General features: G+C 32.6%; 31 protein-coding genes and 2 tRNA genes. 14 read left to right on the top strand and 19 right to left on the bottom strand.

The features are described from left to right. Nucleotides 1–42 precede the first annotated feature (42 nt). The gene (locus EV02_RS05205; protein WP_032519465.1) at nucleotides 43–1,638 is read left to right on the top strand and encodes a Ppx/GppA phosphatase family protein; all 1,596 of its coding nucleotides are present in this window, start codon (nucleotides 43–45) and stop codon (nucleotides 1,636–1,638) included. On the opposite strand, the gene EV02_RS05210 is transcribed toward EV02_RS05205, so the two are convergent. From EV02_RS05210 to petC, 5 genes are read right to left on the bottom strand one after another with little or no spacing between them, the layout of a single operon-like run. Next, nucleotides 1,631–2,125 (bottom strand): helix-turn-helix domain-containing protein, encoded by a 495-nt coding sequence (locus EV02_RS05210; protein WP_032519463.1) that lies wholly within the window; start codon nucleotides 2,123–2,125, stop codon nucleotides 1,631–1,633. The genes EV02_RS05205 and EV02_RS05210 overlap by 8 nt on opposite strands. Nucleotides 2,126–2,180: 55 nt before the next feature. Continuing rightward, complete coding sequence (cobM, locus tag EV02_RS05215) at nucleotides 2,181–2,936, bottom strand: precorrin-4 C(11)-methyltransferase (RefSeq protein ID WP_032520446.1); 756 nt, start codon at nucleotides 2,934–2,936, stop codon at nucleotides 2,181–2,183. Then, nucleotides 2,929–3,822, bottom strand: coding sequence for a prolipoprotein diacylglyceryl transferase (gene lgt, locus EV02_RS05220; protein ID WP_032519462.1), 894 nt, complete (start codon nucleotides 3,820–3,822; stop codon nucleotides 2,929–2,931). The genes cobM and lgt overlap by 8 nt, the downstream gene beginning before the upstream one ends. A 10-nt stretch (nucleotides 3,823–3,832) precedes the next feature. After that, nucleotides 3,833–4,765 (bottom strand): cytochrome f, encoded by a 933-nt coding sequence (petA, locus tag EV02_RS05225; RefSeq protein WP_413677147.1) that lies wholly within the window; start codon nucleotides 4,763–4,765, stop codon nucleotides 3,833–3,835. Between the two features lie 26 nt (nucleotides 4,766–4,791). Further along, on the bottom strand, nucleotides 4,792–5,328 hold the full coding sequence (gene petC / locus EV02_RS05230) for a cytochrome b6-f complex iron-sulfur subunit (RefSeq protein ID WP_011817974.1): 537 nt from the start codon (nucleotides 5,326–5,328) through the stop codon (nucleotides 4,792–4,794). Between the two features lie 123 nt (nucleotides 5,329–5,451). On the opposite strand from petC, the gene EV02_RS05235 reads away from it, so the two are divergent. After that, nucleotides 5,452–5,769 carry a DUF3067 family protein gene (locus EV02_RS05235; protein WP_032519461.1) on the top strand — a complete coding sequence of 106 codons (318 nt, stop codon included), beginning with the start codon at nucleotides 5,452–5,454 and terminating at the stop codon, nucleotides 5,767–5,769. Here the strand turns inward: EV02_RS05235 and tatC are convergent. The 3 genes from tatC to EV02_RS05250 form a co-directional block, all read right to left on the bottom strand. After that, nucleotides 5,738–6,496 carry a twin-arginine translocase subunit TatC gene (tatC, locus tag EV02_RS05240; protein ID WP_032519459.1) on the bottom strand — a complete coding sequence of 253 codons (759 nt, stop codon included), beginning with the start codon at nucleotides 6,494–6,496 and terminating at the stop codon, nucleotides 5,738–5,740. The genes EV02_RS05235 and tatC overlap by 32 nt on opposite strands. Before the next feature lie 80 nt (nucleotides 6,497–6,576). After that, nucleotides 6,577–6,837 (bottom strand): hypothetical protein, encoded by a 261-nt coding sequence (locus tag EV02_RS05245; protein WP_011376025.1) that lies wholly within the window; start codon nucleotides 6,835–6,837, stop codon nucleotides 6,577–6,579. Nucleotides 6,838–6,866: 29 nt separating this feature from the next. After that, nucleotides 6,867–8,567, bottom strand: a complete 1,701-nt coding sequence (locus EV02_RS05250; RefSeq protein ID WP_032520444.1) for an Rqc2 family fibronectin-binding protein — start codon at nucleotides 8,565–8,567, stop codon at nucleotides 6,867–6,869. A gap of 73 nt (nucleotides 8,568–8,640) precedes the next feature. On the opposite strand from EV02_RS05250, the gene gmk reads away from it, so the two are divergent. Further along, a complete protein-coding gene (gene gmk, locus EV02_RS05255; protein WP_032519458.1) occupies nucleotides 8,641–9,195 on the top strand; it encodes a guanylate kinase in 555 nt (184 codons plus the stop codon). A gap of 14 nt (nucleotides 9,196–9,209) precedes the next feature. On the opposite strand, the gene psaJ is transcribed toward gmk, so the two are convergent. Together psaJ and EV02_RS05265 are read right to left on the bottom strand one after the other, a co-directional pair. After that, the gene (psaJ, locus tag EV02_RS05260) at nucleotides 9,210–9,344 is read right to left on the bottom strand and encodes a photosystem I reaction center subunit IX (protein WP_011862490.1); all 135 of its coding nucleotides are present in this window, start codon (nucleotides 9,342–9,344) and stop codon (nucleotides 9,210–9,212) included. Between the two features lie 28 nt (nucleotides 9,345–9,372). Then, entirely contained in the window at nucleotides 9,373–9,927 is a 555-nt protein-coding gene (locus tag EV02_RS05265) for a photosystem I reaction center subunit III (RefSeq protein WP_032519457.1), read from the bottom strand. Nucleotides 9,928–10,001: 74 nt separating this feature from the next. On the opposite strand from EV02_RS05265, the gene tsaD reads away from it, so the two are divergent. From tsaD to EV02_RS05280, 3 genes are all read left to right on the top strand, one after another. Next, nucleotides 10,002–11,072, top strand: coding sequence for a tRNA (adenosine(37)-N6)-threonylcarbamoyltransferase complex transferase subunit TsaD (gene tsaD / locus EV02_RS05270; protein ID WP_032519456.1), 1,071 nt, complete (start codon nucleotides 10,002–10,004; stop codon nucleotides 11,070–11,072). Nucleotides 11,073–11,077: 5 nt separating this feature from the next. Beyond that, the gene (locus EV02_RS05275) at nucleotides 11,078–11,254 is read left to right on the top strand and encodes a high light inducible protein (RefSeq protein ID WP_025933243.1); all 177 of its coding nucleotides are present in this window, start codon (nucleotides 11,078–11,080) and stop codon (nucleotides 11,252–11,254) included. A 162-nt stretch (nucleotides 11,255–11,416) separates the two neighbouring features. After that, on the top strand, nucleotides 11,417–12,613 hold the full coding sequence (locus tag EV02_RS05280) for a cation:proton antiporter (protein WP_032519454.1): 1,197 nt from the start codon (nucleotides 11,417–11,419) through the stop codon (nucleotides 12,611–12,613). A gap of 1 nt (nucleotide 12,614) precedes the next feature. Here EV02_RS05280 and gltX read toward each other — a convergent pair whose 3' ends face one another. The 6 genes from gltX to EV02_RS05310 all read right to left on the bottom strand — a co-directional run bounded on the left by gltX (nucleotide 12,615) and on the right by EV02_RS05310 (nucleotide 15,462). After that, complete coding sequence (gltX, locus tag EV02_RS05285) at nucleotides 12,615–14,054, bottom strand: glutamate--tRNA ligase (protein ID WP_032520443.1); 1,440 nt, start codon at nucleotides 14,052–14,054, stop codon at nucleotides 12,615–12,617. A 17-nt stretch (nucleotides 14,055–14,071) separates the two neighbouring features. After that, nucleotides 14,072–14,145, bottom strand: a tRNA-Asp gene (locus EV02_RS05290). Nucleotides 14,146–14,294: 149 nt separating this feature from the next. Beyond that, nucleotides 14,295–14,489 (bottom strand): hypothetical protein, encoded by a 195-nt coding sequence (locus EV02_RS05295; RefSeq protein ID WP_002807701.1) that lies wholly within the window; start codon nucleotides 14,487–14,489, stop codon nucleotides 14,295–14,297. Between the two features lie 35 nt (nucleotides 14,490–14,524). Next, nucleotides 14,525–14,597: transfer RNA gene (locus tag EV02_RS05300), tRNA-Trp, on the bottom strand. A gap of 53 nt (nucleotides 14,598–14,650) precedes the next feature. Continuing rightward, entirely contained in the window at nucleotides 14,651–15,121 is a 471-nt protein-coding gene (gene rplS, locus EV02_RS05305) for a 50S ribosomal protein L19 (protein WP_032519453.1), read from the bottom strand. A gap of 32 nt (nucleotides 15,122–15,153) precedes the next feature. Continuing rightward, entirely contained in the window at nucleotides 15,154–15,462 is a 309-nt protein-coding gene (locus EV02_RS05310; protein WP_032519451.1) for a PepSY domain-containing protein, read from the bottom strand. 95 nt (nucleotides 15,463–15,557) lie between these two features. On the opposite strand from EV02_RS05310, the gene map reads away from it, so the two are divergent. Beyond that, complete coding sequence (gene map, locus EV02_RS05315; RefSeq protein ID WP_032519448.1) at nucleotides 15,558–16,397, top strand: type I methionyl aminopeptidase; 840 nt, start codon at nucleotides 15,558–15,560, stop codon at nucleotides 16,395–16,397. Between the two features lie 3 nt (nucleotides 16,398–16,400). Here map and EV02_RS05320 read toward each other — a convergent pair whose 3' ends face one another. After that, nucleotides 16,401–17,120 carry an SDR family oxidoreductase gene (locus EV02_RS05320; RefSeq protein ID WP_032519447.1) on the bottom strand — a complete coding sequence of 240 codons (720 nt, stop codon included), beginning with the start codon at nucleotides 17,118–17,120 and terminating at the stop codon, nucleotides 16,401–16,403. A gap of 146 nt (nucleotides 17,121–17,266) precedes the next feature. Here EV02_RS05320 and EV02_RS05325 point away from each other — a divergent pair, with 146 nt between their 5' ends. The 5 genes from EV02_RS05325 to EV02_RS05345 all read left to right on the top strand — a co-directional run bounded on the left by EV02_RS05325 (nucleotide 17,267) and on the right by EV02_RS05345 (nucleotide 20,643). After that, on the top strand, nucleotides 17,267–18,376 hold the full coding sequence (locus EV02_RS05325) for a phosphotransacetylase family protein (protein WP_032519446.1): 1,110 nt from the start codon (nucleotides 17,267–17,269) through the stop codon (nucleotides 18,374–18,376). A 25-nt stretch (nucleotides 18,377–18,401) separates the two neighbouring features. Next, nucleotides 18,402–18,914: a hypothetical protein gene (locus EV02_RS05330; RefSeq protein WP_011817989.1), complete on the top strand. Its 513-nt coding sequence runs from the start codon at nucleotides 18,402–18,404 to the stop codon at nucleotides 18,912–18,914. A 67-nt stretch (nucleotides 18,915–18,981) separates the two neighbouring features. Continuing rightward, nucleotides 18,982–19,479: a YajQ family cyclic di-GMP-binding protein gene (locus tag EV02_RS05335; RefSeq protein ID WP_032519445.1), complete on the top strand. Its 498-nt coding sequence runs from the start codon at nucleotides 18,982–18,984 to the stop codon at nucleotides 19,477–19,479. A gap of 26 nt (nucleotides 19,480–19,505) precedes the next feature. Beyond that, the gene (locus EV02_RS05340; RefSeq protein WP_032519444.1) at nucleotides 19,506–19,703 is read left to right on the top strand and encodes a hypothetical protein; all 198 of its coding nucleotides are present in this window, start codon (nucleotides 19,506–19,508) and stop codon (nucleotides 19,701–19,703) included. Between the two features lie 136 nt (nucleotides 19,704–19,839). Beyond that, on the top strand, nucleotides 19,840–20,643 hold the full coding sequence (locus EV02_RS05345) for a prohibitin family protein (RefSeq protein ID WP_025952478.1): 804 nt from the start codon (nucleotides 19,840–19,842) through the stop codon (nucleotides 20,641–20,643). A 69-nt stretch (nucleotides 20,644–20,712) separates the two neighbouring features. Here the strand turns inward: EV02_RS05345 and hemL are convergent, their stop codons facing one another. Beyond that, nucleotides 20,713–22,014, bottom strand: a complete 1,302-nt coding sequence (gene hemL, locus EV02_RS05350; protein WP_032519442.1) for a glutamate-1-semialdehyde 2,1-aminomutase — start codon at nucleotides 22,012–22,014, stop codon at nucleotides 20,713–20,715. Between the two features lie 226 nt (nucleotides 22,015–22,240). Next, a complete protein-coding gene (gene xth / locus EV02_RS05355) occupies nucleotides 22,241–23,086 on the bottom strand; it encodes an exodeoxyribonuclease III (protein WP_032519440.1) in 846 nt (281 codons plus the stop codon). A gap of 71 nt (nucleotides 23,087–23,157) precedes the next feature. Here xth and EV02_RS05360 point away from each other — a divergent pair, with 71 nt between their 5' ends. Together EV02_RS05360 and EV02_RS05365 are read left to right on the top strand one after the other, a co-directional pair. Continuing rightward, complete coding sequence (locus tag EV02_RS05360) at nucleotides 23,158–23,442, top strand: hypothetical protein (protein ID WP_032519438.1); 285 nt, start codon at nucleotides 23,158–23,160, stop codon at nucleotides 23,440–23,442. 39 nt (nucleotides 23,443–23,481) lie between these two features. Further along, nucleotides 23,482–24,081: a hypothetical protein gene (locus tag EV02_RS05365; protein WP_032519436.1), complete on the top strand. Its 600-nt coding sequence runs from the start codon at nucleotides 23,482–23,484 to the stop codon at nucleotides 24,079–24,081. Nucleotides 24,082–24,132 lie beyond the last annotated feature (51 nt).

The following is a 24,132-nucleotide window of genomic DNA, read 5'->3' as shown; positions in this document are numbered from 1 at the left end:
ATTAATTAATGGATTAAAGATATCTTCGTCTTATAAAAAGAAATGATACTGAAACAAGATTTAAGATATTTTCAAGAAAAGCAAATTTTAGTAGCTTCTATAGATATTGGAACTAACTCTACGCATCTCTTGGTAGCAGAAATTAATCTAGGATTAAAATCATTTTCAATAAAATTTACTGATAAATCAACTACTCGTCTTGGAGAAAGAGATGAGGAGGGTAATCTTACCGAAGAATCAATCCAAAGGGCATTAGTTACTCTTAAGCGATTTAAGGAATATTGTAAAAGTAATGGAGTTAAACAAATCGTAACAGCAGCAACAAGTGCAGTTAGGGAAGCTCCAAACGGTCAAGATTTTATTAGAAGAGTTCTTGATGAAACTGATATTCAAATAGAAATGATAAGTGGTTCTGAGGAAGCCAGATTAATTTACCTTGGTGTTCTTTCTGGGATGTCTTTTGAAGATCAGTCTTTTATAATCATAGATATTGGAGGAGGATCTACAGAATTAATACTTGCAGATAAAAAAGATGCTATAGCTCTTACCAGTTCGAGAATTGGTGCGGTAAGACTTAAAAATGATTTTTTAAATAAAGGGTCTATAACTTCAGGAAGATCGAGTTTTTTAACAACTTTTATTAAAGGATCTTTAGAACCATCTGTTCGAAAAATCAAAAGTAGATCTAAGGGAGATAAGCCTTTGTCTATGATTGCAACCAGTGGAACTGCAACCTCATTAGGAAATTTGATTTCAGATGATTTGGGAGAATCTAAACAAAAGTTGCATGGTTATAAATTCAAAAGGGAAAATTTACAAAATGTATTGGAAAAACTAATTAAATTGCCAGTTTCGGAAATCAAGAAAATACCTTCATTAAGTGAGAGAAGAGCAGAAATAATTATTCCAGGAGCATTGATATTAAACACCGCAATGGAGATGTTGAACTTTGATGAATTAATAATAAGTGAGAGGGCGCTTCGAGAGGGTTTGGTTGTGGATTGGATGCTTCGTAAAGGGATAATTAAAAATGAGTTAAATATTCAAGGAAATATTAGAAAAACAACTATAGTTCATCAGGCCAGAAAGTTTGGAGTAGATAATACAAGAGCTGAGAAAGTTATTGATATTGCCTTTCAAATCTATGATCAGACTAAAAATATCTTTCATAGCGATAATGACCCTAAAGCTAAAGAACTTCTTTGGGCAGCTTCTAATCTTTATAATTGTGGGAAATATGTGAATGTTGGTTCATATCACAAACACTCTTGGTACTTAATAAAAAATTGTGAGTTGTTGGGATATTCTGAAGCAGAAACAAATATTATTGCTTCAATTGCTAGGTACCATAGAAAGACTCTACCCAAGAAAAGACATGAGTCTTGGCAAAATTTAATATCCAAAGAAGATAAAACATTAGTTCTTGAAATGTCATTAATCCTGAGACTAGCAGCAGCCCTTGATCAAAGACCTGACAAGGTGATCTCCTCAGTTCAAATAAAATTGCAGGAAAATAATCTTTCATTTCAACTTTTACCTTTAGATAGAAACCACGATCTTCTTCTTGAAAAATGGAACTTAGGATTATGCCGTAATGTAATAAAAGAACTAAAGAATTTGGAATTAAAAGTTATTTAGTTTTTTTAATAAGTTCTTGTTTTGGAGTTTGATTCTGAGAAGAATCTGAAAATAAATTGAAAATTAAGGACGAGGCGATTAGTCCGAGAAAGCCTGAAATTAAAATAAATATTAGGAATCCTATTGGATTAAAATTCTTAGATTCACTAGTTTTATGGTTTTTTTGGGAAACTTCTTCAACTATTTCTTCAATTTTCACTTCTTTCCTCTCTGTCTTGAATTCTTCCATTAAAAATTCTGTATCAAGTTTTAGCTTCTGTGAAATCCTTCTAATCATTGCTTTGATAAATACTTTTTCAGGTAGTTTTTCTTCATTACCTTCCTCTATGGCTTCAAGTTGATGAGCTCCAATTTTTAAATCAGAAGCCAATTCTTCAATTGATTGATTTTTACTTGACCTAGCCTCTTTAATGAAATTTCCGATTCTCTTTAAAGAGGAATCTCCTCCTTTATTGTTGATTCTAGATACAGATTTTATTTCTTTCAAAGCAAATAAATTTTTACTAATTATAGTAATTAATATCTTTCTATCAACTTTAAGATTATTTATTCCTAAAGAGATGCTTATAAGATGGATTATAAAGATTAGATCTTTTTTGAGAATTACTAATTGCTGGGCTAATTATGTAAATGGTTGTTCTAATTAGTTTTTTCTCAATAGAAAATTTTTCCATATCTTTTAATTCTATTAATGATGTCCAACCATCATCCCAAGATACTCTAAATCCAACAATCACTTTAGTCTCTGGAGGGTAAAACTCTAGTAAAGTTTCTTGAGACCTTTTCACATGCCTAGCACTTAGATATAGGCATATAGAGGAATTGTGTTTCGCAAGATCTTTCAGAGATTCTTTTTCGGGCATCCCTGTTCGACCTCCTGCTCTAGTTAAAATTATTGTTTGCGTTATGTTAGGGATGGTTAACTCAGCTTCATGATATGCTGCAGCAACTTGAAAAGCACTTACTCCTGGAACAACCTCGATTTCAATTTTTTTGTTTTTTAAAATTTCGATTTGCTCTCTAATTGCTCCAAAAAGGCAAGGGTCTCCATCATGCAACCTTACAACAGTTTTCCCTGCCTGAAATTTTTCTATCATAATTGAGGTGATTTGCTCTAAGTTGAGCGCACTCGTTTTTATTTTTTCAGAACCTTCTTTAGAAAAATCTAAAATCTTTTCAGGAATTAGAGAATCAGTCCAAATAATGACATCTGCAATTTTTATCTTTTTTAATGCTTTTAAAGTTAATAATTCTGGATCGCCAGGACCAACACCAATAAAGGATATTTTATTATCCATTCTTTCTATTTTTTCCAATATATGTTCTCAATCTTAAAAAAAATATTCCAATTAATCCAGAAGAAAATAGAAAAATACTTATAAATTGAGCCATTCTAATTCCGCCATCACAGAAAGGCGGAAGTCCACCAATGCATAGTGGGTCAGTTCTTAAACCTTCAATCCAGAATCTTCCAAAGCTATAACTTATCAAATAAAGACAGCTAATAATGCCAGGCCTGAAAAAATCTGTTTTACTTTGTTTATTAAAAATAAAAATAAGGAGGATGAAAATTAAGAGATTCCACAATGACTCATAAAGAAAAGTAGGATGAAAAAATTCGTAATTAATAAATTCTAAAGGTCTATTTTGGATAGGAATAAATAATTTCCAAGGCAAATTTGTCGGAACCCCAAAGGCTTCATTATTGAAAAAATTGCCCCACCTTCCTATGGATTGTCCAAGAATAATTGAGGGTATTAAAATATCTATAAAAGTTTTTAAATGAATTTTTTTTGACTTGCAAAAAAAGATAATGGATATTAAACCTCCAATAAGACCTCCATGGATTGCTATGCCTCCTTCCCAAACTGCAAGAAAAGAAGGCATTTTTATGGCGTTGTTGAATAGTTCTAAAGAGGTAAAAAAGTTCTCCCCGATATATTGCCTCCACTCAAAAATTACGTAATAAGCTCTTGCTCCAATTATTGAAAAGATTATTAATGATGGAAGTATTTCACTAATGTATTCGGGGTTAATATTCCTTGCCTTTGCTAGTTTTTTAGAAATAAATAGACCTATTAAGACTGAAACCGAAATAAGTAATCCGTACCATCTAATAGTTATAAAGCCTAAATTTAAAAAAGTTTCTCCTGGAGATTGTATAAAAGCTTGAAATGTAAGCATCTAAGGAAAGTTAGATACCCTCTGCTGCTTGAACTTTTTCTACTTGTTTTTTCTTCAATACTAAAAGTATTTGTGTTAGGCCTACACCAATGAAGAATGCAATTAAGCCAATAACTCTATAAGGGCTCTGAAGCACAACCTCAGCATCTAATTGTCCGAAGCCTCCAACGTTGGGATCATTAGTAAGAGGGTCACCTGCATTAATTTTGTCTTGTGCTTTTACTATAAGTTGAGGACCAACAGGCACTGCTTCAGTAGTTATCTCACCATTATCGTTTTCTATATTGACCTTATAGCTACCATCTTCAATTGTTTCTATTGAGTTTATAGTTCCTGAGGTGGAAGAAGTGAAAACTACATTATTGCTTTTGTCTCCAGTAGGGTATACCTGACCTCTACCTCTATTGCCTCCGATATGTAATGAGTATTTTCCATAGTGATATTCTTTATTAGTGGATGGATCAGGGGAAAGTACAGGGAAAACTATTTCTTTATTAGTATCGCCAGGTAAAGGTCCCACAATGATGATATTGTCTTTCTCTTCACTGTAGTTAGTAAAATAAACCCCTTCTGTTTCCTCTTTGATTTCTTCGGTCCATCTTTCTTGTGGAGCAAGTTTAAAGCCATCTGGCAGCATTACAACAGCACCAACTTGTAATGGGACTTCTGAACCATCAGCCCCTATCTCTTTTAAATCATTTTTGTAGGGTATTTTGACTACAGCTTTGAAAACACTGTCTGCTCCAACAGATTGTGGAACCTCTGCAATTGTAGGCATCTGAGCTAGATGACAATTTGCACAGACTATCTTACCTGTGGCTTCTCTTGGGGATTCGTAGTTTTGTTGAGCCCAAAATGGATAAGCAAAACTGATCTCTGGATAAAATACGATGCTCGAAATAAAAAGCAGAGTACAGATAAATAAACTTGTTTTTTTCATGATTTGATTTTTAAGACCTTTCATTTTTTTTATGCCCACCATGGATTTTCATTAGTTCTAAAGTCAGTTTCAGACCATTGTTTGACGAGTACAGCATCATCTTCAATATCGACATGAGCTAGAGCTAAAGATAAAGGCGCAGGCCCTCTTACTACCTTCCCGTTAGTATCATACTGACTGCCATGACAAGGACATATGAATTTATTAGCGCCACTATCCCATGGGACAACACAACCTAAATGAGTACAAATAGCATTTAAACCAAATTCTCCTATTTCGCCACCCTCATTAACTATTAGATAAGTTGGATCTCCCTTTAGACCCTGAACTAGACTTCTGTCTCCTGCTTGATGGGTAGCTAACCAACCTGTCTTAGTTATTGGATTCCCTAATTCATCTTTAGCAGAAGTTCCGCCACCACCACCACCTGCTCTTAAAGGCATGAAATAATTTGCTACAGGGTAAAGGGCTCCTAAAGCAACACCAGTTGCAGTACCAAATGTAAGAAGATTCATAAATTGCCTTCGACCCATAGAAGGGACATCATTGGAACTTAATTGAGTCATTCGCTACTTGGTTCTGTTATTTATTAGTTATTATGGATCAAATTGTTCAATTTCTGTTGCAAATAGATAGGACTTTTAATAATTTAAAGTAAAAGTTTAGGAAGTCTTAATTAATTGATTTTAATGAACCCATTGCTAGTAGATGAAGTTATACATTATTTGATTCATCGCTGGGGGAGAAAATATGATTTTAGACTCTTTAGAAGAGGAAAATTTGTGTATTTTCAAATGATGTGGGGATTTCTTGGACAGGAATCATTCCCTTTAAGTGAAGATGAATATAAAAAATCGATAGCTGATAAAATCGAGATTTTAAATAGATGTGGCTATTCAGAAGAAGTGAGGGAATGGCTAAAGAAAGTCAATGCTAAGCCAAGATTAGGTAGAGCTGTCAGCTTGCAATTAAATCTTAATGAGAAGATGAAAGAGTTTTTGACTTAAGATTTTCTGATAAGTAAGTTAATCCAGTACCCACAAAAAATAAAAACACAATCGATATAGATAGCAATGACATAGTCAATGGGTCTGTTGAAGGGGTAATCACTGCAGATAATATTGCGGATGAAATTACAACTATCTTCCAATTCGAAATCATTTTTTCTGTTGTGATTATTCCAAGAGAACCAAGAATAAATTGTAATACTGGCAATTGAAAAGCTATAGCAGTGCTAGACATTAATAAGAGAACAAAATCAAAATATCTTTCTATAGACCAAGTTGGTTCAACAATATCAGCACCGAAACTAATGAAGAATTTTATTGCTGCAGGGACTAATATCCACCACGAAAAAATTAATCCTAAAAAAAACAGAAAACCTGAACCAAAAACTGCAGGCAAGATGAGGCTTTTTTCTTTTTTTGTTAAACCAGGAGAAATGAATAATATTATTTGATAAAAAATATAAGGTATAGAAACTATCAATCCGCTGTAACCTGCAACTTTAATTGCGACAAATAAAAACTCTCCTGGAGCAAGTTGTAGTAAATGAATATCACCAGCTGGAATTTCTAAAAAAGATATTAATGGCTTTATGGTGAGAAAACTAAAGAATATTGAAATAAGTATTGAGTAAATTGAGTTTAGTATCCTTTGACGAAGCTCTTCTAAATGATCACTAAAAGTCATCGAATCTGATAATTTTTTTTCACTTTGACCTGTACCTCTCATTATTATTTGATAAAAATTGTGTAAGAAAAAGGTTTAAAACTATTATTGTCAAAGTCCAATTTATTTTTCGATAAACTTAATTATTTGCTTAATTTAGGATTTGTTGGATCTGGTAATAGGAAAGGAGGGGCATCATTTAAAGATGATTCACCATAAGTTTCATATTCTCTATATCCACCCATTTTCCCATTTGTTTTCATTAATGCACTTACGAAGGCAAGTAGTAAGAAAACAGTAGGGGCTCCAATTATTAATGCAGCACCAAATAGATATCCAACAATAAATTCTGGAAAACTATGATTTCCTAAAAATTCATGAGTGCCTAAAAGAAAATCAAACATTTAAATTTAAAAATTTTTTTTATTATAAACTAAATTACTGTTTTAAGATTTTTTTTAATGTAATCTTCTCCTCTTGTAGGATTTCCCCAAATAATTTCTCTATTTTTAAAGGAAACGCAACCCGGTCCTCCGTTTTTGATTTTTTGCAAATCTTTAATCTTTACTAAATTAATTGGAACTTTAATGTTTCTTTTTGCCTTACTAAATAAAGCAGCTAAATCTGCAGCTATTTGAAGATCTTGTTCAGATGCTACTTGAGATGAAGACTTCAAAACCACATGACTGCCTGGTGATTCCTGTGCATGAAACCATAAATCGCCTTTTTTTGAGAACTTAAAGCTTATTAAATCATTTTGCCTCATATTTCGCCCTACCTGAAGCTTTAATCCTGTGGGAGTGTCAACTTGAATTGGTGAAGACTCTATCTCATATGTACTTTTCTGATCTTCTCTTTGCTTCTTGATATTGATATTAAACTCGTTACAAATTTCCTCCATAATTTCTTCAAGTAGTTTGATTCTCATAGAAAGTTTTTCATGATTTAAAGAATTTAAATTTTCTAGAAGCGTAGTGAATTCTTCTAATCTCTCTATATTTGTTTTGTAAATACTTAATCTTTCTTTTATTAATTCTCTAGACCTCTTTAGTTTTTTTGATTTTTTATATAGTTTTTGTCCCTTTATAATGTCTTGTTTTTTAATTTCATGTGAAGAAAAAATAATATCAGCTTTTTCTTTATATATCTCGTAGTTTTCTGATTTTGTAAGAAGATCATATTGAATATTTAAATTCTTTTTCTCAGTATTGGTCTGTTTAAAAATTATCCCTTCAATTTTCTTTTCCAATAATTCAATTTTTTTTTGTTTTAGATGATAATCATAATAATTCTCTAAGCTTGTGCATAAATCTATTTTATTTTCGCAATTAATTTCCTTATCAAAAAACCAAACGCAATAAAAATCTTTGTTGAATGTAGAAAAGTTAAAGTTATTGTTTTTAAACCTGTTTATCCAAATCTTCCAATTTTTAAATATCTCCTTTAAGTCTGAGTTGCTAATGAAATCAATATTTTTTTCCATTATTTCTGAATTAACAGTTGCGCTAACAACGTCTAATTGTTTTGTGAGGATAGGGCTTACTCCTTGATAGGTATTTATTAAACAGTATTTCAAAGACTCAGGCACTATTGAAATTGAGTCTTTCCATGATTGAAAAGACTCATCTTCTCTAGGTTGTTTTTTGAGATTGACTGGAGGGCCAGAATAAATAGATCCTGTTGAAATTGTTCTAAAACTAGATTGACTTGATTTAATTTGTTTACCAACGGCAATTATTTTATGTTTATTATCCAGATAAAAAATATTACTATGTTTTCCCATTAATTCAAAAATTAAATACTTATTAATTTCATCTCCAGGTTTTTTCGCAAAACTAAATTTTATAACTCTCTCAAAATCATCTTGATCAATTGAAATTAAAGCCATATACTTTAATCCGTATCTTATTTGTTTGGAAAGTGTGCTTTCTCTCCCAATCTTTTCTGGCTTATTAATCTTTAGTATTCTTGGAGAGTCTCCATTCCATGAAACTTCTAACCATGTTTGAGAATCAACTCCTCTGAAACATAATTGAATTGTATTAGGCTCTGGTTGTTGGGCAGTCTCAAACTTTGTAGGTAAGATGTTCTTTGTCAAATAATGCAAGACAGATCTAATAGATGTAATATCCATTATCTGTGGAACACCTTTTTGCATTATTCCTTTTTAATTCACTAGATGTCTACTTTACTGTAAAAAATTTAATATGAAAAATCAAAAAAAACTTATTATCCTTACTGGACCCAGCGGGGTAGGTAAAGGAACTGTTGTTAAAGAAATATTAGGTAAAGATAAAAATATTTGGCTTTCAATATCTGCAACTACTAGAGAACCTAGAGAGGGAGAGAAAGACGGGGAAAATTACTATTTTTTAAAACAAGAAAAGTTTAAAGAAATGATTAAACAAAACCTTTTCCTTGAATGGGCTCAATTCGCCGGTAACTACTATGGAACTCCTTTGTCTTCTGTTAATGAGAAAATAAAAAAAGGATTTACTGTACTACTTGAAATTGAAGTAGAGGGTGCAAGGCAAATAAAAAATAAGTTTCCTAATTCATTGTCAATATTTTTACTTCCTCCTAATAAAGAAGAGTTAGAGAGAAGAATAAGAAATAGAGGTACGGAAAAAGAAGAGGCGATTAAAAAAAGACTCTCAAGGGCTAATTATGAGATTTCAGTATCAAATCAATTTGATTTTGCATTAACAAATGTCAATGTTGATGAAACTGCAAAAAAAATAATCAAGTTAATAAAAACTTGATTATTTTCTCTTTATCAGCTCATTGGATGGAATAATAAATCAGGGAAAAACCTATTAAATTCAATAATTATTCCAGCTGTAAGGCTTAGCCAAATTGCTGCTACCACTGGGGCAGATCTGACAAATTTTGTGTTTAGAATTTTGAACATTTGTTTTATAAAAGTTTTTAAAAGATGTTTAGCGAGGACCATTAAGAGTAATATTGTTGTCTTTCTCTCTTAAATCTCCATTTCTACCTTGTTTGTTGGCAAGAAGGGGCCATTGCGCTCCTTTTACAAGACATTTTCTAGCTAAGTCTAGGTCAATAATGATCTCAAGATCTGCTGGATTCTTAGTCTTTTTTGATTCAATCAGATACTCTCTTCCTGACCAACCTATTATTCCAGCAATGTAAATGAACAATACTCCTGGAATAAGTAAATCTCCTTCATGACCTCTATTTAAAAGTGCTCCCCATGGCTCAAGAGGGGGTCCAATAATTAAATGTGGTAGACCATCATCTCCACATGATGCTTTTCCGTATCTTTCAAATCTTGCGATATCTTTTTGAGTAGTTGCAGAATTTGCTCTCTCAATGAATTTAGGATTTTCAGAGCATTTTGTAAGGGCTGAAGCAGTAAATTCTGTGCTAGCTCTATCTGCGTTTAAAGCAGGCCCATTTGCAGCTAGAGCAATTGGAGTAATTCCGAGGAACAGAAAAACTGAGGTTATGATTGAAAAAAAGAATTTCATAAGTTGCAATCTTTAATTCCTTAAAGTGTGTTAAGTAAGAAATTAATATTAAAATAGAACAAGTTGAATCAAAAATGCATAAAGTTTTAGCTATTGAAACAAGTTGTGATGAGACATCTGTCTCAATAGTTTCTAATATTGGCGATACTTTCAGAATACATTCAAATATAATTGCTTCTCAAATTGAAGATCATTCAAAATGGGGAGGAGTTGTGCCTGAACTTGCAGCTAGAAAGCACCTTGAATTATTACCTTTTGTTTTAGATGAGGCTTTAGAAGAATCAAAAATCAAAATTGAGGAAGTTGACTATATTGCGTCAACCGTAGCTCCTGGATTAGTTGGTTGTTTACGAGTTGGCTCCATAACTGCAAGATCACTTTGCATGTTACATTCAAAACCATTTTTAGGAATTCATCATTTGGAGGGGCATTTATCCTCAATTCTATTTTCAGAAAACTATCCAAAGAAATCCTTTCTTACACTACTTGTTAGCGGCGGGCATACTGAATTGATAAAGGTTGATGAAAGAAGGGTAATGCAAAGACTTGGGAAAAGTTTTGATGATGCTGCTGGAGAAGCCTTTGATAAAGTTGGCAGACTGTTAGGTCTTAGTTATCCAGGAGGACCGGCGATCGAAAAGATTGCTAAAAATGGGGACCCAATGAAATTTAATTTACCAAAATGTAGGATTTCTGATAAAAAAGGTGGATTTCTTAAATATGATTTCTCTTTTAGTGGTCTAAAAACTGCCGTATTAAGATTGGTTGAGAGAATAAATTTGGATGGTAATACCGTTCCAATTCCTGATATTGCTGCAAGTTTTGAAAGAGTAGTGGCAGAGGTCTTGGTAGAGAGAACAATAAAATGCGCAACTGATCATAGCTTGGATAATGTTGTTGTGGTTGGAGGAGTAGCTGCTAACAATACATTAAGAAAAATGATGATTAGTGAAGCACTTAAAAAATCTATTAAAGTTCATTTAGCTCCCCTCAATCTTTGTACAGATAATGCGGCAATGATTGGAGCCGCAGCGTTGTTCAGGATAAAATTTAAGGATCATTTAAGTTCCCTTAAATTAGGTGTCGCAGGAAGACTATCAATTGAACAAGCAAATACCCTTTATGAAGAAAATCCTCCTTTCTAACTTCAATGAACAAACAACCTAAAATCGAGATTAAAGAGACAAAAAACTTTGTTGATAAAAAGGAACTGAATTTGTGGAAAAGAGGTTTTACCCCTCAAGCTGAAATATGGAACGGAAGGATGGCAACTGTTGGTATAGGAATTATTTTTATAATTATTGCTTTAATAAGCCAGTTTTCTTAACAGAAATAAAATTAATTTTTTAAAAACTAGTTTTAAAGATTTTATAAAAATTACTCTTGTTAAGCTGATCAATTAAATTAAAAAGTATTGTATTTATTGGACTTCAGATAATATTATTGATTTAATCAAAATAATAAATATTTTTATTATTTATAATTTTTTATGACGCCTGAAAGGCTTGGATTACTTTGGGGAATAACTGTATTTGCAGGTGCTTTTGCTCGATTATTTTCTTCTTTTACAGGATTCCCAAGTGTTGTTATTTTATTGCTTTCTGGATTGTTCATTGGAAGATCAGGCTTAGGACTGGTTGAGCCTTTAGATCTTGGGCAAGGGCTTGAAACTATTGTTGGACTTTTAGTCTGTTTGGTTCTATTTGAAGGGGGACTAAATTTAAAATTGCCTGAGGGGAATATAAGAAATACTGTCTTGAAAATTTCAGTGGTAAGACTTTTTATTTCATTATCAGCTGGAATTTTTATTGCTCATTGGCTGGCAGGCCTCTCATGGCAAGTTGCGGGAATATATAGTGCCATTGTCCTTGCTACTGGACCAACAGTTGTCTCTCCATTAGTAGAACAAATAAAATTAGTTTCCCCTATTTCGGAAGTTTTGAAAGCTGAGGGATTGTTGCTTGAACCAATTGGTGCAGTACTGGCATTACTGCTTTTAGAACTGACTTTAGGGGACCTACGTGGGATTAACGATGTATTTATAGCATTAATGCAAAGATTAGGGGGAGGAGTCTTAATCGGATTAAGTGCAGGATGGTTGCTATCAGAAATTTTAAAAAAAATAAAAAATGAAGCCTCGTTTGGTATAGAGCTTCAAGTTACCCTTGGATTTATTTTCCTTGTGTATGGAATTTGCGAATATTTTCTGCCAGAATCAGGCTTGCCTGCTTCTGTCGCGGCAGGTTTTATTGTAGGGAGAAGAGAAATTATAGATAAGGAGAGATTGGATAATCTAATAGGTGAATTAGCTCAATTAGCAATAACTGTTCTTTTCCCTCTTTTGGCTGCCGACGTTTCTTGGGGTGAATTAAGTCCCCTTGGATGGGGAGGGGTTCTTTGCGTATTTATGTTGATGGTAATTGTTCGCCCTATCTCTATCTGGATAGCAACAATAGGAAGAGAACTTAACTTAAAAGAAAAAGTATTTTTAGCCTGGTTAGCCCCAAGAGGTATTGTTACTGCAGCGGTAGCTTCTCTTTTTTCTATCAGATTAGAGCAGGCTGGTATCCTTGGGGCTGGCCGTCTTCAAGGTTTAGTTTTTCTTACAATACTGATGACAGTAGGAATCCAAGGTCTTTCAGCCAAACCTTTAGCAAATAGGCTTGAATTAGGTCAAAAAAAATAATTTAGAATGATTTAAGACATCTTTCAATTCGAGATCTGTCAGTTTTACTCTCTGAGAAAAGCTCCCAACTTTGAATTAAATCTGGTCCACTTAGAGATCCAAAAAAGGCTACTCTTAGTGATTTCATTAATATCCCTTTTTTAATATTATGCATTTTTGAGATTTCGTTTATTATTTCTTTGGCTTTCTCTTTATTTAGTTTTATAGTATTTTGCTCAATTAAATAATTTAAGATTAGTTTTAGAGATAATTTACTATCATTTTTTTTCAGGAAATCTTGACCTTCTTTTTGAATTGTAGGTATTAAGAAAAATGGTTTTGATTGATCAATTGAATCTTTTAAAAGAGTCATAGAGTCTTTAAGCAAAATTGCTAATTTATACGCCCATTCTTGAGATGGCGGCACCCAACCATTATCATCCCAGTATTTCCTAATGATCTCACAAAGTTTTATTGATTCCATATTTTTTATATATTGAGAATTAATCCAGTTGAGTTTTTCCCAACTGAATTTGGCCCCAGCTTTATTTATGTCTGATAAGTTAAAGATTTCAGATATCTCTTTAATTGAAAGTATTTCTTTTTCGGCAGATTTTGGAGACCAACCTAAAAAGGCCATATAGTTCGATAAAGCCTCAGGTAAGTATCCCATATCTCTAAATTCGTCGATTGAAGTAACGCAATCTCTTTTAGATAATTTTTTCCCTTCACTATTTAGTATTAAGGGTGTATGCGAGAAAGTTGGCAAATTAAATTTTAATGCTTTATAAATCAATATTTGTTTTGCAGTGTTAGAGATATGGTCTTCACCCCTTACAACATGAGTAATATTCATAAAATTATCATCAACTACAACTGCAAGATTATACAAAGGATCTCCAATCTCATATCCCTTTGCCCTTCTTGACAAAACTAAATCACCACCTAAATCCTTCCCTTGCCATTTGATTTCACCTCTTATCTGATCTAACCATTTAATTTCAATTTTTTCATCAATCTTAAATCTTATTACTGAAGTCCTCCCTTGGGATATGAATTTTTCTATTTCTTCTTTTGAAAGACTTCTGTGTCTATTATCATGCTTTGGAGGTAATCCTTTCTTTTTTTGTTCTTCTCTTAATTGATATATTTCATCTTCTGTTGTAAAGCACCTATATGCAGCTCCACATTCCAATAGCTTTTTGATATAACTTTTGTGAATCGAAATTCGTTCACTTTGCTTAATAGGTTCTTCATCCCATTTAAGTCCAAGCCATTTCAAGCCTTCTAATATATTTTTTGTATATTCAGATTTAGATCGAAGAAAATCTGTATCTTCTATTCTGATAAGAAATTTCCCACCTATTTTTTGTGCATACAACCAGTTGAATAATGCTGTTCGCGCTGTCCCAATATGAAATAAACCCGTTGGACTGGGGGCTAGTCTTAAACGTTTTTCCAAATTTCTTTTAGAAAAAACGGGACCGACGGGATTCGAACCCGCAACTTCCGCCGTGACAGGGCGGTGCTCTAACCAGTTGAACTACGGTCCCAGAGTTTTGTTCTAAATTTATTTAGAACTTCTTTCTTAAAATTATCAGATCATAATACTTAATTTATGGTGTTGTAATAAAAAAAATTTATTAATTTGAGGATTTACAGAAATAATTAGTTTTTCAACTGACTTAGTATAAACAACTATTTATTTTTGAGGTCTAAAACCAGCAGGCTCTATCAACCTAACTTGATTGCCTCTAGCAGTAAATTCTCTGCCTTGGTCACTTTGTACGACAACTCTCCCGCCAGACTTAACTCTGATAACTCTTGCGCGAACCCATCCTAAAGCTGCTGATTCGAGGACTTTAACTACGTCCCCAGGTTGAAGATCTAGCTCCATCTTATGAAAAAATGATTTACATGATGTTGATCAAACGCGTCGTGGAGGACTTGAACCCCCGACATCAGGTTTTGGAGACCTGCGTTCTACCAACTGAACTAACGACGCATTTAAATAATTATAAGCGTCTTTGTGACCAATAAGTTGATTAATTTACAACTTTATCGATCAAAGCGTTGTTTTACGCGAGTAGCTTTTCCTACTCTATCTCTCAGATAGAATAACTTGGCTCTTCTTACTTTACCTCTACGTTCAACTTTTAGAGAGGCAACCTGTGGACTATGTAGCATAAATACTCTTTCAACACCTATACCCTGAAAAATTCTTCTAACTGTAATAGTCTGGTTAAAACCTCCATGCCTTTTTGCTATGACAACGCCTTCATAAGGTTGGACTCTTTCTTTATTACCTTCTGTAATTTTTACTCCAACTTTAACGGTGTCCCCAACATATATTTCAGGTAATTCTTTTTTTAATTGTTCACTTTCAAATTCCTTAATAAGATTGGATGTGCTTAAGGTTTGCGTAGTCTTAGAAACCGTATTTTTTTCTTTTTGTTCAACTGCTACATCAACTGATGCGTCAGCTTTAATACCAGTTTCTAATTCCTTCTCTTGTTTCTCTTTGGCCATTTTGGTCTTTATTGTCCTACAAGTTTTATATCTTAACCTTTTGACTCGCCTTTAGTAACCTTTTTGGTAAATGAAATTGTTTTTGAAAACATTTGGAATCCTGTTACGAGCATCCATAAAACTCCAAGAGAATTCAATATTACGTAAATAAGTTCTCCATTATCTCCAAGCCATTCGCCCTCATGGAGAGACATTAACCAATGAACTTGCTCTCTAGAGTATCCTAGTAAATCTTTTGAAACCCTATATAAAAGACCAGTAATTGAAGATATAAATAATGGAAGAAAAACCCAGGGCGCCAAAGCCTTATGAAATTGCCTAGAATTAAATAAAGTTTTCATTTTTGTTTCTTTCCCGTTGTTATTGATAGATTTAAGGTAGCCAAGACCATAAAGGCTATTTTGAATATATTTACCTATTACTATTATTTATTCCAATGAGACATTTTGCAGATCTTTTGTTAAATAAAAATAATTCCAAAGCTAATAATCAAGTTCCTTTTATTCAGAGGAGGAGAGGAATCGAAATAAAGTCTTCACGGGAAATTAAATTAATGAAAAAATCTAGCAGGATTGTAGCAACTGTTTTGAGGGAAATTAATGACTTAATTAAACCTGGAATGAGTACAAAAGATTTAGATGATTTCGCAGAAAAGAGGATAAAAAGTTTTGGAGCTGTGCCAAGTTTCAAGGGCTACCATGGATTTCCTTCTAGTATTTGTTCTAGTATTAATAATGAGGTTGTCCACGGTATTCCAAGTAAAAATAAAATAATTAAAAATGGTGACTTGGTTAAAATTGATACAGGGGCTTATTTAGATGGTTTCCATGGAGATAGTTGTATATCAATTTGTGTAGGAAAAGTTAGTCCACAGGCTCAAAAACTTAGTGACATAGCTTTTAAAGCATTGTATGCGGGGCTTTCCAAAATCAAAGCTGGGAATACACTCTTAGATGTTGCTGGGGAAATCGAGGATATTGTTTTAAAAAATGGTTTTAGTGTTGTTGAAGACTATACAGGTCACGGAGTCGGAAGAAATCTTCATGAAGAACCATCGGTATTTAATTTTCGAACCAAAGAATTGCCCAATGTCGTACTTCGTGAAGGAATGACATTAGCTGTCGAACCTATTGTTAATGAAGGGACTAAATTTTGTAAAACTTTAAATGATAGATGGACAGTAATAACAAAAGATGGAAAATTGTCGGCCCAATGGGAGCATACAATAGTTGTTTTAAAAGATGGTATTGAAATATTGACAGACAGAGATTTCTGAAGACTATGATTTGTACTTATAGATCATTTGGCAATACAAAAAATTAAAAAATTCTTTTAATGGAAAAAGTAGATAGGTCAAAGGATTTGGACTAATTATTATTAAATATTTTTTTGAATTAGCTAAATTATAAATTTTTTTAGAAACAAATTTGGGACTCATTATTCCGATAGGATTTAGTCCTGATTTGAAAGGCCCTAAGATAATTTTTTTAATTATTAATTTTTTCTTTGTATTTTTATCTAAAAGATTTTTTTTGAAAGAGACTAATTTACCAATAAGGGATTTACTAATCTCATATGACGGATTTAGGGCTGGTAATATTTCTGCTTCAGATGTGTTTATCCAAACTTCTTTTTTTATAAGTGAATCATTGCTAAGAGCAATATCTTCAAATAAATTTAAAAATTTGAATTTGCTTAATGCATTTATTTCTATTGAGTTTTCATAATTGGAATTTCCTCTACTCAAATCATAAATACCATGGTTCAAAATTAAGATGTCTATCTTCTCTAATTGTTTTTTTAATGAAGACTCCTTTCCACATTCCCATTTAATCCATTCATTTGGAGATTCAAAATTTATTTCATAATTAGTTTTACTATGAGTAAATCCAATCACCTTATATCCTTTTTGGCGAAACAACTTTGTTAATTCTTTTCCTAGTGCACCTGAGGCTCCAGTAATACCTATAGTTTTTTCGTTTTTGGTTGAATTTATCATTTTGCTTGATTTTAATGAGATACCAAAGAACTAAAATAAATTTACCAAAAAAAGATTATTTATATTTTTTTAAAACTAATAAATAAATATTTGTTTAGTTCTGAAAAAAATATTATCTTAAACCTATTGATGAAAATTTACTAATTATGAGCGATATATTATTAATTGGTTCATGTGAGCCATTTAGTGGTAAGTCTGCAATGGTTCTTGGGATAGCAAAAAACCTTTTACAGAAGAAAAAAAAAGTACGCATTGGAAAACCATTAGCAACATGTATTGAACTTACTAATCTTCCTTCAATGTCTTATGAAGGATTAATAGATGATGATGTTAAGTTTATTGGATCTACATTAAATATCGAAGAGGAGAATTTAATTTCCTCAGTAGGATTATTGGATAATATATCAGCTGAAAAAAGAATCTTTAATAAAGACTTACTCCCAGGAAAATCGTTTGATCAGATTGAAGCATTGGTTAATGATGATTTTGAAGGTCTGAATATTTTAGAGGCAGCTGGAAGTCTTCATGAAGGCATGATTTATGGCTTAAGTCTCCCACAATTAGCTAAGGATTTAGATGCGAAAGTTTTAATTGTGAATTTATGGGAAGATTGTAAAAGTGTGGATGCCTTACTTGATGCGAAAAAACAATTAGGAGAGAAATTGGCCGGAGTTGTATTGAACGGGGTTTTGCCACAAGAAGTCGAAAAAGTTAAAAAAGAAATAATACCCTCTCTTAAAGATCTGGGTATTGAAGTGTTTGGGGTAATGCCTAAATCACCACTTCTTAGAAGTGTCACAGTCGGAGAGCTTGTAAGAAGACTAGATGCCCAAATAATTTGTTGCCCTGAAAAAGATCAATTGCTTGTTGAAACATTAAGTATTGGTGCAATGGGGGTGAATTCTGCAATGGAATTTTTCAGGAGAAGACGAAATATGGCTGTTGTTACTGGAGCTGATAGAACTGATATCCAACTCGCTGCTTTGGAGGCTTCGACTCAATGCTTAATTTTAACTGGTATTGGAGACCCCTTGTCACAATTGATCCATAGAGCGGAGGAATTGGAGGTGCCAATTTTAAAAGTGGAATTGGATACTCTTTCCTCCGTAGAAATTATTGAACAAGCTTTTGGCCATGTCAGAATACATGAATCAATAAAAGCTTCTTATGCTATTCAATTAGTTCAAGAGAATGTAAATCTACAAAGAATTCTCGAAAAGATAGATTTTTCCTGCAATTTTTCAGATAAATGCTAATTTCAATTATAGGAACTATATTATTTTGAGTCGCTCTTTAGATCTACCTGCAACTGAAGGCGTTGATGCCTTAGCTCAAGAACTTGCAAAACTCCAAGATAATGGGAAAAGGAGAATTGCTTTTTTGGGTAGTAGACACGTACCAGTTGTCGATATCCACTTAATTGAGTTGATAGCAAGGTCGTTAGCAGAGGAAGGACATAATATCCTTACTTCTGGATCACAAGGTGTTAATGCGGCTGTAATCCGAGCTGTCTTAGATATTAATCCATCATTATTAACTGTTTTATTACCACAAAGTCTTGATAGACAAATACCCGAAATAAAGGATCAACTCGAAAGGGTTATGCATTTGGTTGAAAAAAGTGAAAATGATGAATTACCTCTGCCACTTGCAAGTAGTCTTTGTAATCAAGAAATTATTACTAGGTGCGATCAATTAATATGCTTTGCCTTTCACGATAGTGAAACTCTGCTAAATAGTTGTAGATGTGCTGAGGAAATGGGCAAAGTGGTTAGCTTGTTATTTTTTGATTAAATTAACCCATTCCCCCTTATTAAAAATATGATTTATGCTAATAATATTTAGCGATTAATAATTCACCATGGCAGAAAGTTTTTCATTTGATGTTGTTTCTGATTTTGATAGACAAGAATTAGTCAATACTTTGGATCAAGTTAAAAGGGAAATTTCTCAGCGTTACGATTTGAAGGGCACGGATACTTCAGTTGATTTAGAAAAAGAAAATATTTTTATAATCACCAATAGCGAACTTACTTTGAATGCTGTCAATGACATAATTAGACAAAAGGCAATAAAAAGGAACTTATCCTTAAAAATATTTGACTACGGTAATATTGAAATAGTTAGTGGTAATAGAATTAAGCAGTCAATTTTATTAAAACAAGGCATTAAACAAGAAATTGCAAAAAAAATCAGTAAAAATATTAGAGATCAAATAAAAAAAATCAATGTCAGTATCAATGGAGAAACTCTAAGAGTTGCAAGTAAGAGCAAGAATGATCTTCAATTAGCAATTAAGCTTGTTAGTGAGTTGGAAGAGTCTTTGAACATCCCTCTAAAAGCAAATAACTTTAGATAAAATCTTTTTAAGAATATTTTTAAAGCATGACAGATTATTCAGAATCTCTCATTAAATCATTGGTTAAGAAAGTAAAAAAATATCCTCGCTTTTCAAAAGAAGAAATAGAGAAATTCTGTTGGATGGCGGTACATGAACATAAGCATGGTGTTTTACCCTCTGAATATGACATAAGAGAAATAGATGAGGACCTTTATTTAGAACTTTTGCAAGAATTCAAATAAAATATCTAGTAAATATTATTTACATTTAAAATTATTTACAATTAAATCTACAATTATTAAAAAAATATTTTAATTAAATGCCTTATTAATGCACTAATTAGTCTATTTAAATATGATTAATTAAAAGAAAAATTTAATGTCAACATCCTTTAAAAATGTAACACCAACAGGTCCAGGTGGAACAGCAACATTATTAATTGTATTATCCTTTACTGGCTTTCTTTTGCTCACCCAATCTCTTTTTGTTGTCCCTTCTGGGCAAGTTGCAGTTGTTACAACATTAGGGAAAGTAAGTGGTCCCTCTAGGAGAGCCGGTTTAAACTTTAAACTTCCATTCGTTCAGTCTGTTTATCCATTTGATATAAAAACTCAGGTTCAACCCGAAAAATTTGAAACTTTAACTAAAGATCTTCAAGTTATTAGGGCTACAGCTACCGTAAAGTACTCAGTAAAACCTAACGAAGCAGGAAGGATCTTCGCAACGATTGCAAGCAGAAATAGCGATGTTTATCAGAAAATTGTTCAGCCATCTTTGCTAAAAGCTTTAAAATCAGTGTTTTCTCAATATGAGCTAGAAACAATTGCTACTGAATTCGCAGTAATTTCCGAAAAAGTAGGAGATACTGTTGCACAAGAACTAAATTCATTCGATTATGTAGATGTTAAAAGTTTAGATCTTACTGGATTAGAGATTGCTGAGGAATATAGAGCTGCGATTGAACAAAAGCAAATAGCAGGTCAGCAACTACTAAGAGCAAAGACAGAAGTTGAAATTGCTGAACAAGAAGCACTTAGGTACGAGACATTAAATAGAAGTCTTGACGATCAGGTACTTTTCAAATTATTTCTCGACAAATGGGATGGTAGCACACAAGTTGTTCCTGGTCTGCCAGGTTCAGAAGGCGGAAGTCCCCCTGTAATAGTTGGTGGTAAGAGGTAATTATTTAAAAGATAAACTTTCTATAAAACTTTAATCATTTACTTTTTTTAATTAATGAAATGTAAATGATTATTTTTTTATTGCATTAAAAGATTCGTCAAAAGCCTCGATAGTTTTATCAATTTCTTCTTCGCTGTGAGCTAGAGATGTGAAACCAGCTTCAAAGGGACTTGGCGCTAGATAAATTCCTCGTTTAAGCATTTCTCTATGCAACTTACCAAAGAGTTCGGTATCATTTGTTTTGGCTTCATCAAAGTTCCTGACTGGCCCATCACACAAGAAAAATCCAAACATAGCGCTTACACTTCCACCGTTAATAGCGATACCGTTGTTTTCTGCTGACTGAATTATCCCTTCAATTAATCTAGAGGTCGTTGAGTCAAGTTTATCATATGTACCATCTTGCTTAAGTAGTTCAAGAGTTTTTATTCCTGCAGTCATAGCAAGTGGATTACCGCTCAAAGTACCTGCTTGGTAAACCGGTCCTGATGGAGCTACCATTGACATTATTTCTTTCTTGCCTCCATAAGCTCCAACAGGTAATCCTCCACCAATTACTTTCCCAAGGGTGGTTAAATCAGGAGTAACCCCAAACTTTTCTTGAGCGCCTCCATAACTTATTCTGAATCCAGTCATTACCTCATCAAAAACTAATAAGGATCCATTCTCAGTGGTTAATTCTCTTAATCCTTCCAAGAATCCAGGCTCTGGAGTAATAAATCCAGCATTACCTACAATAGGCTCAAGTATAACTCCTGAAATGGCATCAGGATTTTCTGAAAATAATTTTTTAACTGCTTCAAGGTCATTGTAGGGCGCAGTCAGTGTGTTTGCAGTTGTTGTCCGAGGAACACCAGGAGAATCCGGTAAACCTAGAGTGGCGACACCTGATCCTGCTTTAACTAAAAACATATCAGCATGACCGTGATAGCAACCGTCAAATTTAATAACTTTATCTCTTCCAGTAAATGCTCGCATAAGTCTCAAAACAGCCATGCATGCTTCTGTTCCACTATTAACAAACCTGACCATTTCTACAGATGGGACTGCATCAATTACCATTTCAGCAAGTTGGTTTTCTAGAACGCATGGAGCGCCAAAGCTCGTTCCTTTCTCGAGTGCTTCCTGTAATGCAGTTGTGACTTCAGGGTGGGCATGTCCACATATGGCGGGCCCCCAACTTCCTATGTAGTCAATATATCTATTTCCATCAATATCCCAGGCAAAAGGACCTTTGACTCTATCAAAAACAATTGGCTGGCCTCCTACAGACTTAAAAGCTCTTACTGGAGAACTTACTCCTCCTGGCATTAGTTGTTGGGCGGCAGAGAAAATTTCTTCTGATTTGGTGTAATTTAATATGTCAGTCACAATTTAGGTAAATGATGTTTTGAGAAAAATCTTGTCATGTTCTAAGTTAGAAATAAGTAAAAATTTTGTCAATCAGATTGAAATTCTACATTATGATATTTTTATTGCGATAGTTTGGATTGTAAATTGTTAATTTTAAAGAAATAATGATAAAAAATAATCTAACTTTAAATAACTCTTTATTAATAAGCGTTTTCAAGCATTAAAGAAATTCAATTTATTTTTTTTATATTTCGAAAAAATTATCCTCATCCTCAAAAAAATCTACATTTATTTCGTTTAAGTTAAGATCTATCATTACTGGGGCATGATCACTTGGACGCAAATTACCTCTAGGGGAGCTGTCTATGACACAACTTTTAAGTTTTGAAGACAGTTTTTTGCTGATATATATATGGTCTATTCTCCAACCTTTATTTAATTCAAAGGCGTTGTTACGGTAATCCCACCAACTCCAATGGCCAGTATTTTGTTCAAAAATTCTGAACGAATCTATTAATCTTTTTTTCAGAACATTATTTAGTGCATTTCTCTCTATCTCAGATGCCATTATTCCTCCTTCATATTTCTTTGGATCATGAATATCCAAGTTAGATCGAGCAATATTAAAATCACCTAAAAGACAAATTAATTCTCCTTTTTTTTCTTGCTCATCCAAAAATGAAGCTAAACAATTTAACCAATTAATTTTATATTCGAACTTACTAGATTCTAGAGAAGATCCGTTTGGCACATAGACATTAATGATTTTAATCCCATTAATATCAGCAGAAATCAATCTTTTTTGATCTAGAAAAATTTCGATATTTTGATTAGAGTCGTTACAACCGTAAAATCCTTTTTTAACATTTTCTGGCTTTATTTTAGAAATAATAGCGACACCATTGTATGACTTTTGTCCGTAGACTTCTACTGAGTATCCTAATTTTTCAAAAGGTTCAACAGGGAAACTATCGTCTATCACTTTCGTTTCCTGCAAACATAGAATCTCTGGATTGGTTTGATTAATCCAAGCTATTATTTGTGAAAGTCTGGTTCTTATAGAGTTAACGTTCCAAGTTGCTATTAACAAATTTCTACCAAATTATGTAAAATTAAAATAGCAAAAAATTTTGGCGTTAAAGAATTTTGAAATTAAATAAAATGAAAAATTATTTTTGCAAAAGCCTTTATAAATCGATATCTTTCCCAATTTTTTTTACTTTATTAATTTCCTTAAAAACTGACTACCTAAATGCTGAATATTTATTTGAAGATTTAGAAATCGATACTTCAACTAAAACAGAAGATGACAGTTCAGCTTTTCCAACTAATCCTTTTGAGCTTGTGGAAATGATCAGAAGGCAAAATAGTATGAATGATGCGACTGATCCTTCTGATGCAATTGATGATGCGTTAAAGTCTTTTAATAGTTTGGAGGAAAATTAACAAATTTAATACGATAAATTTTTATTTTCAAATTTTCATATGTTAAAAAACCCTATCCCAAAAGTTACTAACCAATTACAGCATAGAGCAATCGGTATTATTAATGGTAAATTTACTCCTATTAGTAGCGAACAATTAAATAGAGGCTATTTAATTGACAATAAAGAAGAAAAAATTGAAACAGTAGTTCTAGGTAAAGCATTATCACTTATAAAAAAGCATATTGATTTAAAGAAAAATTATTATTGGGTTGTTTATCCAAAGAATAAAAACAGTCAAAATTTGCATTTACAGATTGCAGGCATATGGGATCCCTATCAACTAAATGATTTTCCTAATGATTCTTCAAAAACTAACTTCTCTAAATTATTAGAAGAATTAGATCTAAAAGATAATTATTTTTCTGTTAGAGGAGAATTGGTTTTTGTTAACACGAAAAAGAAAGAATTTGTCATTAAAATCTGCCCAATTATAAAGTCAAAAACTTTAAAAAATAAAAATTTTAAATTAGTCATAAAAGGGGAGCTTTCTCTTGAACTTCTGCATAGCTTTGTAAGTTTAGATATCAACAGAGATGGAAATTCTTTGAAATTAATAAAGTGCGAAGTGATTGAAAAAAATCTTTCTAAAAATAACTAAAATGGAAGCTTGAGTTCCACCTCAATTTCACCAGTCAAGAAATCTTTGATT

This window comes from Prochlorococcus marinus str. SB (assembly GCF_000760115.1).
Taxonomy (GTDB): domain Bacteria; phylum Cyanobacteriota; class Cyanobacteriia; order PCC-6307; family Cyanobiaceae; genus Prochlorococcus_A; species Prochlorococcus_A marinus_D.
The sequence above is the reverse complement of the archived record's forward strand: the minus strand, read 5'-3'. Positions and strand labels throughout refer to the sequence as shown.

What these genes read in the sequence shown, in the direction of transcription:
- gmk (WP_032519458.1), top strand. Translation starts at nt 8,641, where the DNA reads ATGAAAAATCAAAAAAAACTTATTATCCTTACTGGACCCAGCGGGGTA.
- EV02_RS05310 (WP_032519451.1), bottom strand. Translation starts at nt 15,462, where the DNA reads ATGAAAACTTTATTTAATTCTAGGCAATTTCATAAGGCTTTGGCGCCC.
- EV02_RS05335 (WP_032519445.1), top strand. Translation starts at nt 18,982, where the DNA reads ATGGCAGAAAGTTTTTCATTTGATGTTGTTTCTGATTTTGATAGACAA.
- petC (WP_011817974.1), bottom strand. Translation starts at nt 5,328, where the DNA reads ATGACTCAATTAAGTTCCAATGATGTCCCTTCTATGGGTCGAAGGCAA.
- tatC (WP_032519459.1), bottom strand. Translation starts at nt 6,496, where the DNA reads ATGAGAGGTACAGGTCAAAGTGAAAAAAAATTATCAGATTCGATGACT.
- EV02_RS05340 (WP_032519444.1), top strand. Translation starts at nt 19,506, where the DNA reads ATGACAGATTATTCAGAATCTCTCATTAAATCATTGGTTAAGAAAGTA.
- map (WP_032519448.1), top strand. Translation starts at nt 15,558, where the DNA reads ATGAGACATTTTGCAGATCTTTTGTTAAATAAAAATAATTCCAAAGCT.
- EV02_RS05245 (WP_011376025.1), bottom strand. Translation starts at nt 6,837, where the DNA reads ATGTTTGATTTTCTTTTAGGCACTCATGAATTTTTAGGAAATCATAGT.
- EV02_RS05280 (WP_032519454.1), top strand. Translation starts at nt 11,417, where the DNA reads ATGACGCCTGAAAGGCTTGGATTACTTTGGGGAATAACTGTATTTGCA.
- EV02_RS05205 (WP_032519465.1), top strand. Translation starts at nt 43, where the DNA reads ATGATACTGAAACAAGATTTAAGATATTTTCAAGAAAAGCAAATTTTA.
- EV02_RS05360 (WP_032519438.1), top strand. Translation starts at nt 23,158, where the DNA reads ATGAAAAATTATTTTTGCAAAAGCCTTTATAAATCGATATCTTTCCCA.
- lgt (WP_032519462.1), bottom strand. Translation starts at nt 3,822, where the DNA reads ATGCTTACATTTCAAGCTTTTATACAATCTCCAGGAGAAACTTTTTTA.
- EV02_RS05295 (WP_002807701.1), bottom strand. Translation starts at nt 14,489, where the DNA reads ATGGAGCTAGATCTTCAACCTGGGGACGTAGTTAAAGTCCTCGAATCA.
- rplS (WP_032519453.1), bottom strand. Translation starts at nt 15,121, where the DNA reads ATGGCCAAAGAGAAACAAGAGAAGGAATTAGAAACTGGTATTAAAGCT.
- tsaD (WP_032519456.1), top strand. Translation starts at nt 10,002, where the DNA reads ATGCATAAAGTTTTAGCTATTGAAACAAGTTGTGATGAGACATCTGTC.
- EV02_RS05235 (WP_032519461.1), top strand. Translation starts at nt 5,452, where the DNA reads ATGAACCCATTGCTAGTAGATGAAGTTATACATTATTTGATTCATCGC.
- EV02_RS05250 (WP_032520444.1), bottom strand. Translation starts at nt 8,567, where the DNA reads ATGGATATTACATCTATTAGATCTGTCTTGCATTATTTGACAAAGAAC.
- EV02_RS05365 (WP_032519436.1), top strand. Translation starts at nt 23,482, where the DNA reads ATGTTAAAAAACCCTATCCCAAAAGTTACTAACCAATTACAGCATAGA.
- EV02_RS05325 (WP_032519446.1), top strand. Translation starts at nt 17,267, where the DNA reads ATGAGCGATATATTATTAATTGGTTCATGTGAGCCATTTAGTGGTAAG.
- psaJ (WP_011862490.1), bottom strand. Translation starts at nt 9,344, where the DNA reads ATGTTCAAAATTCTAAACACAAAATTTGTCAGATCTGCCCCAGTGGTA.
- EV02_RS05275 (WP_025933243.1), top strand. Translation starts at nt 11,078, where the DNA reads ATGAACAAACAACCTAAAATCGAGATTAAAGAGACAAAAAACTTTGTT.
- cobM (WP_032520446.1), bottom strand. Translation starts at nt 2,936, where the DNA reads ATGGATAATAAAATATCCTTTATTGGTGTTGGTCCTGGCGATCCAGAA.
- EV02_RS05345 (WP_025952478.1), top strand. Translation starts at nt 19,840, where the DNA reads ATGTCAACATCCTTTAAAAATGTAACACCAACAGGTCCAGGTGGAACA.
- EV02_RS05320 (WP_032519447.1), bottom strand. Translation starts at nt 17,120, where the DNA reads ATGATAAATTCAACCAAAAACGAAAAAACTATAGGTATTACTGGAGCC.
- EV02_RS05265 (WP_032519457.1), bottom strand. Translation starts at nt 9,927, where the DNA reads ATGAAATTCTTTTTTTCAATCATAACCTCAGTTTTTCTGTTCCTCGGA.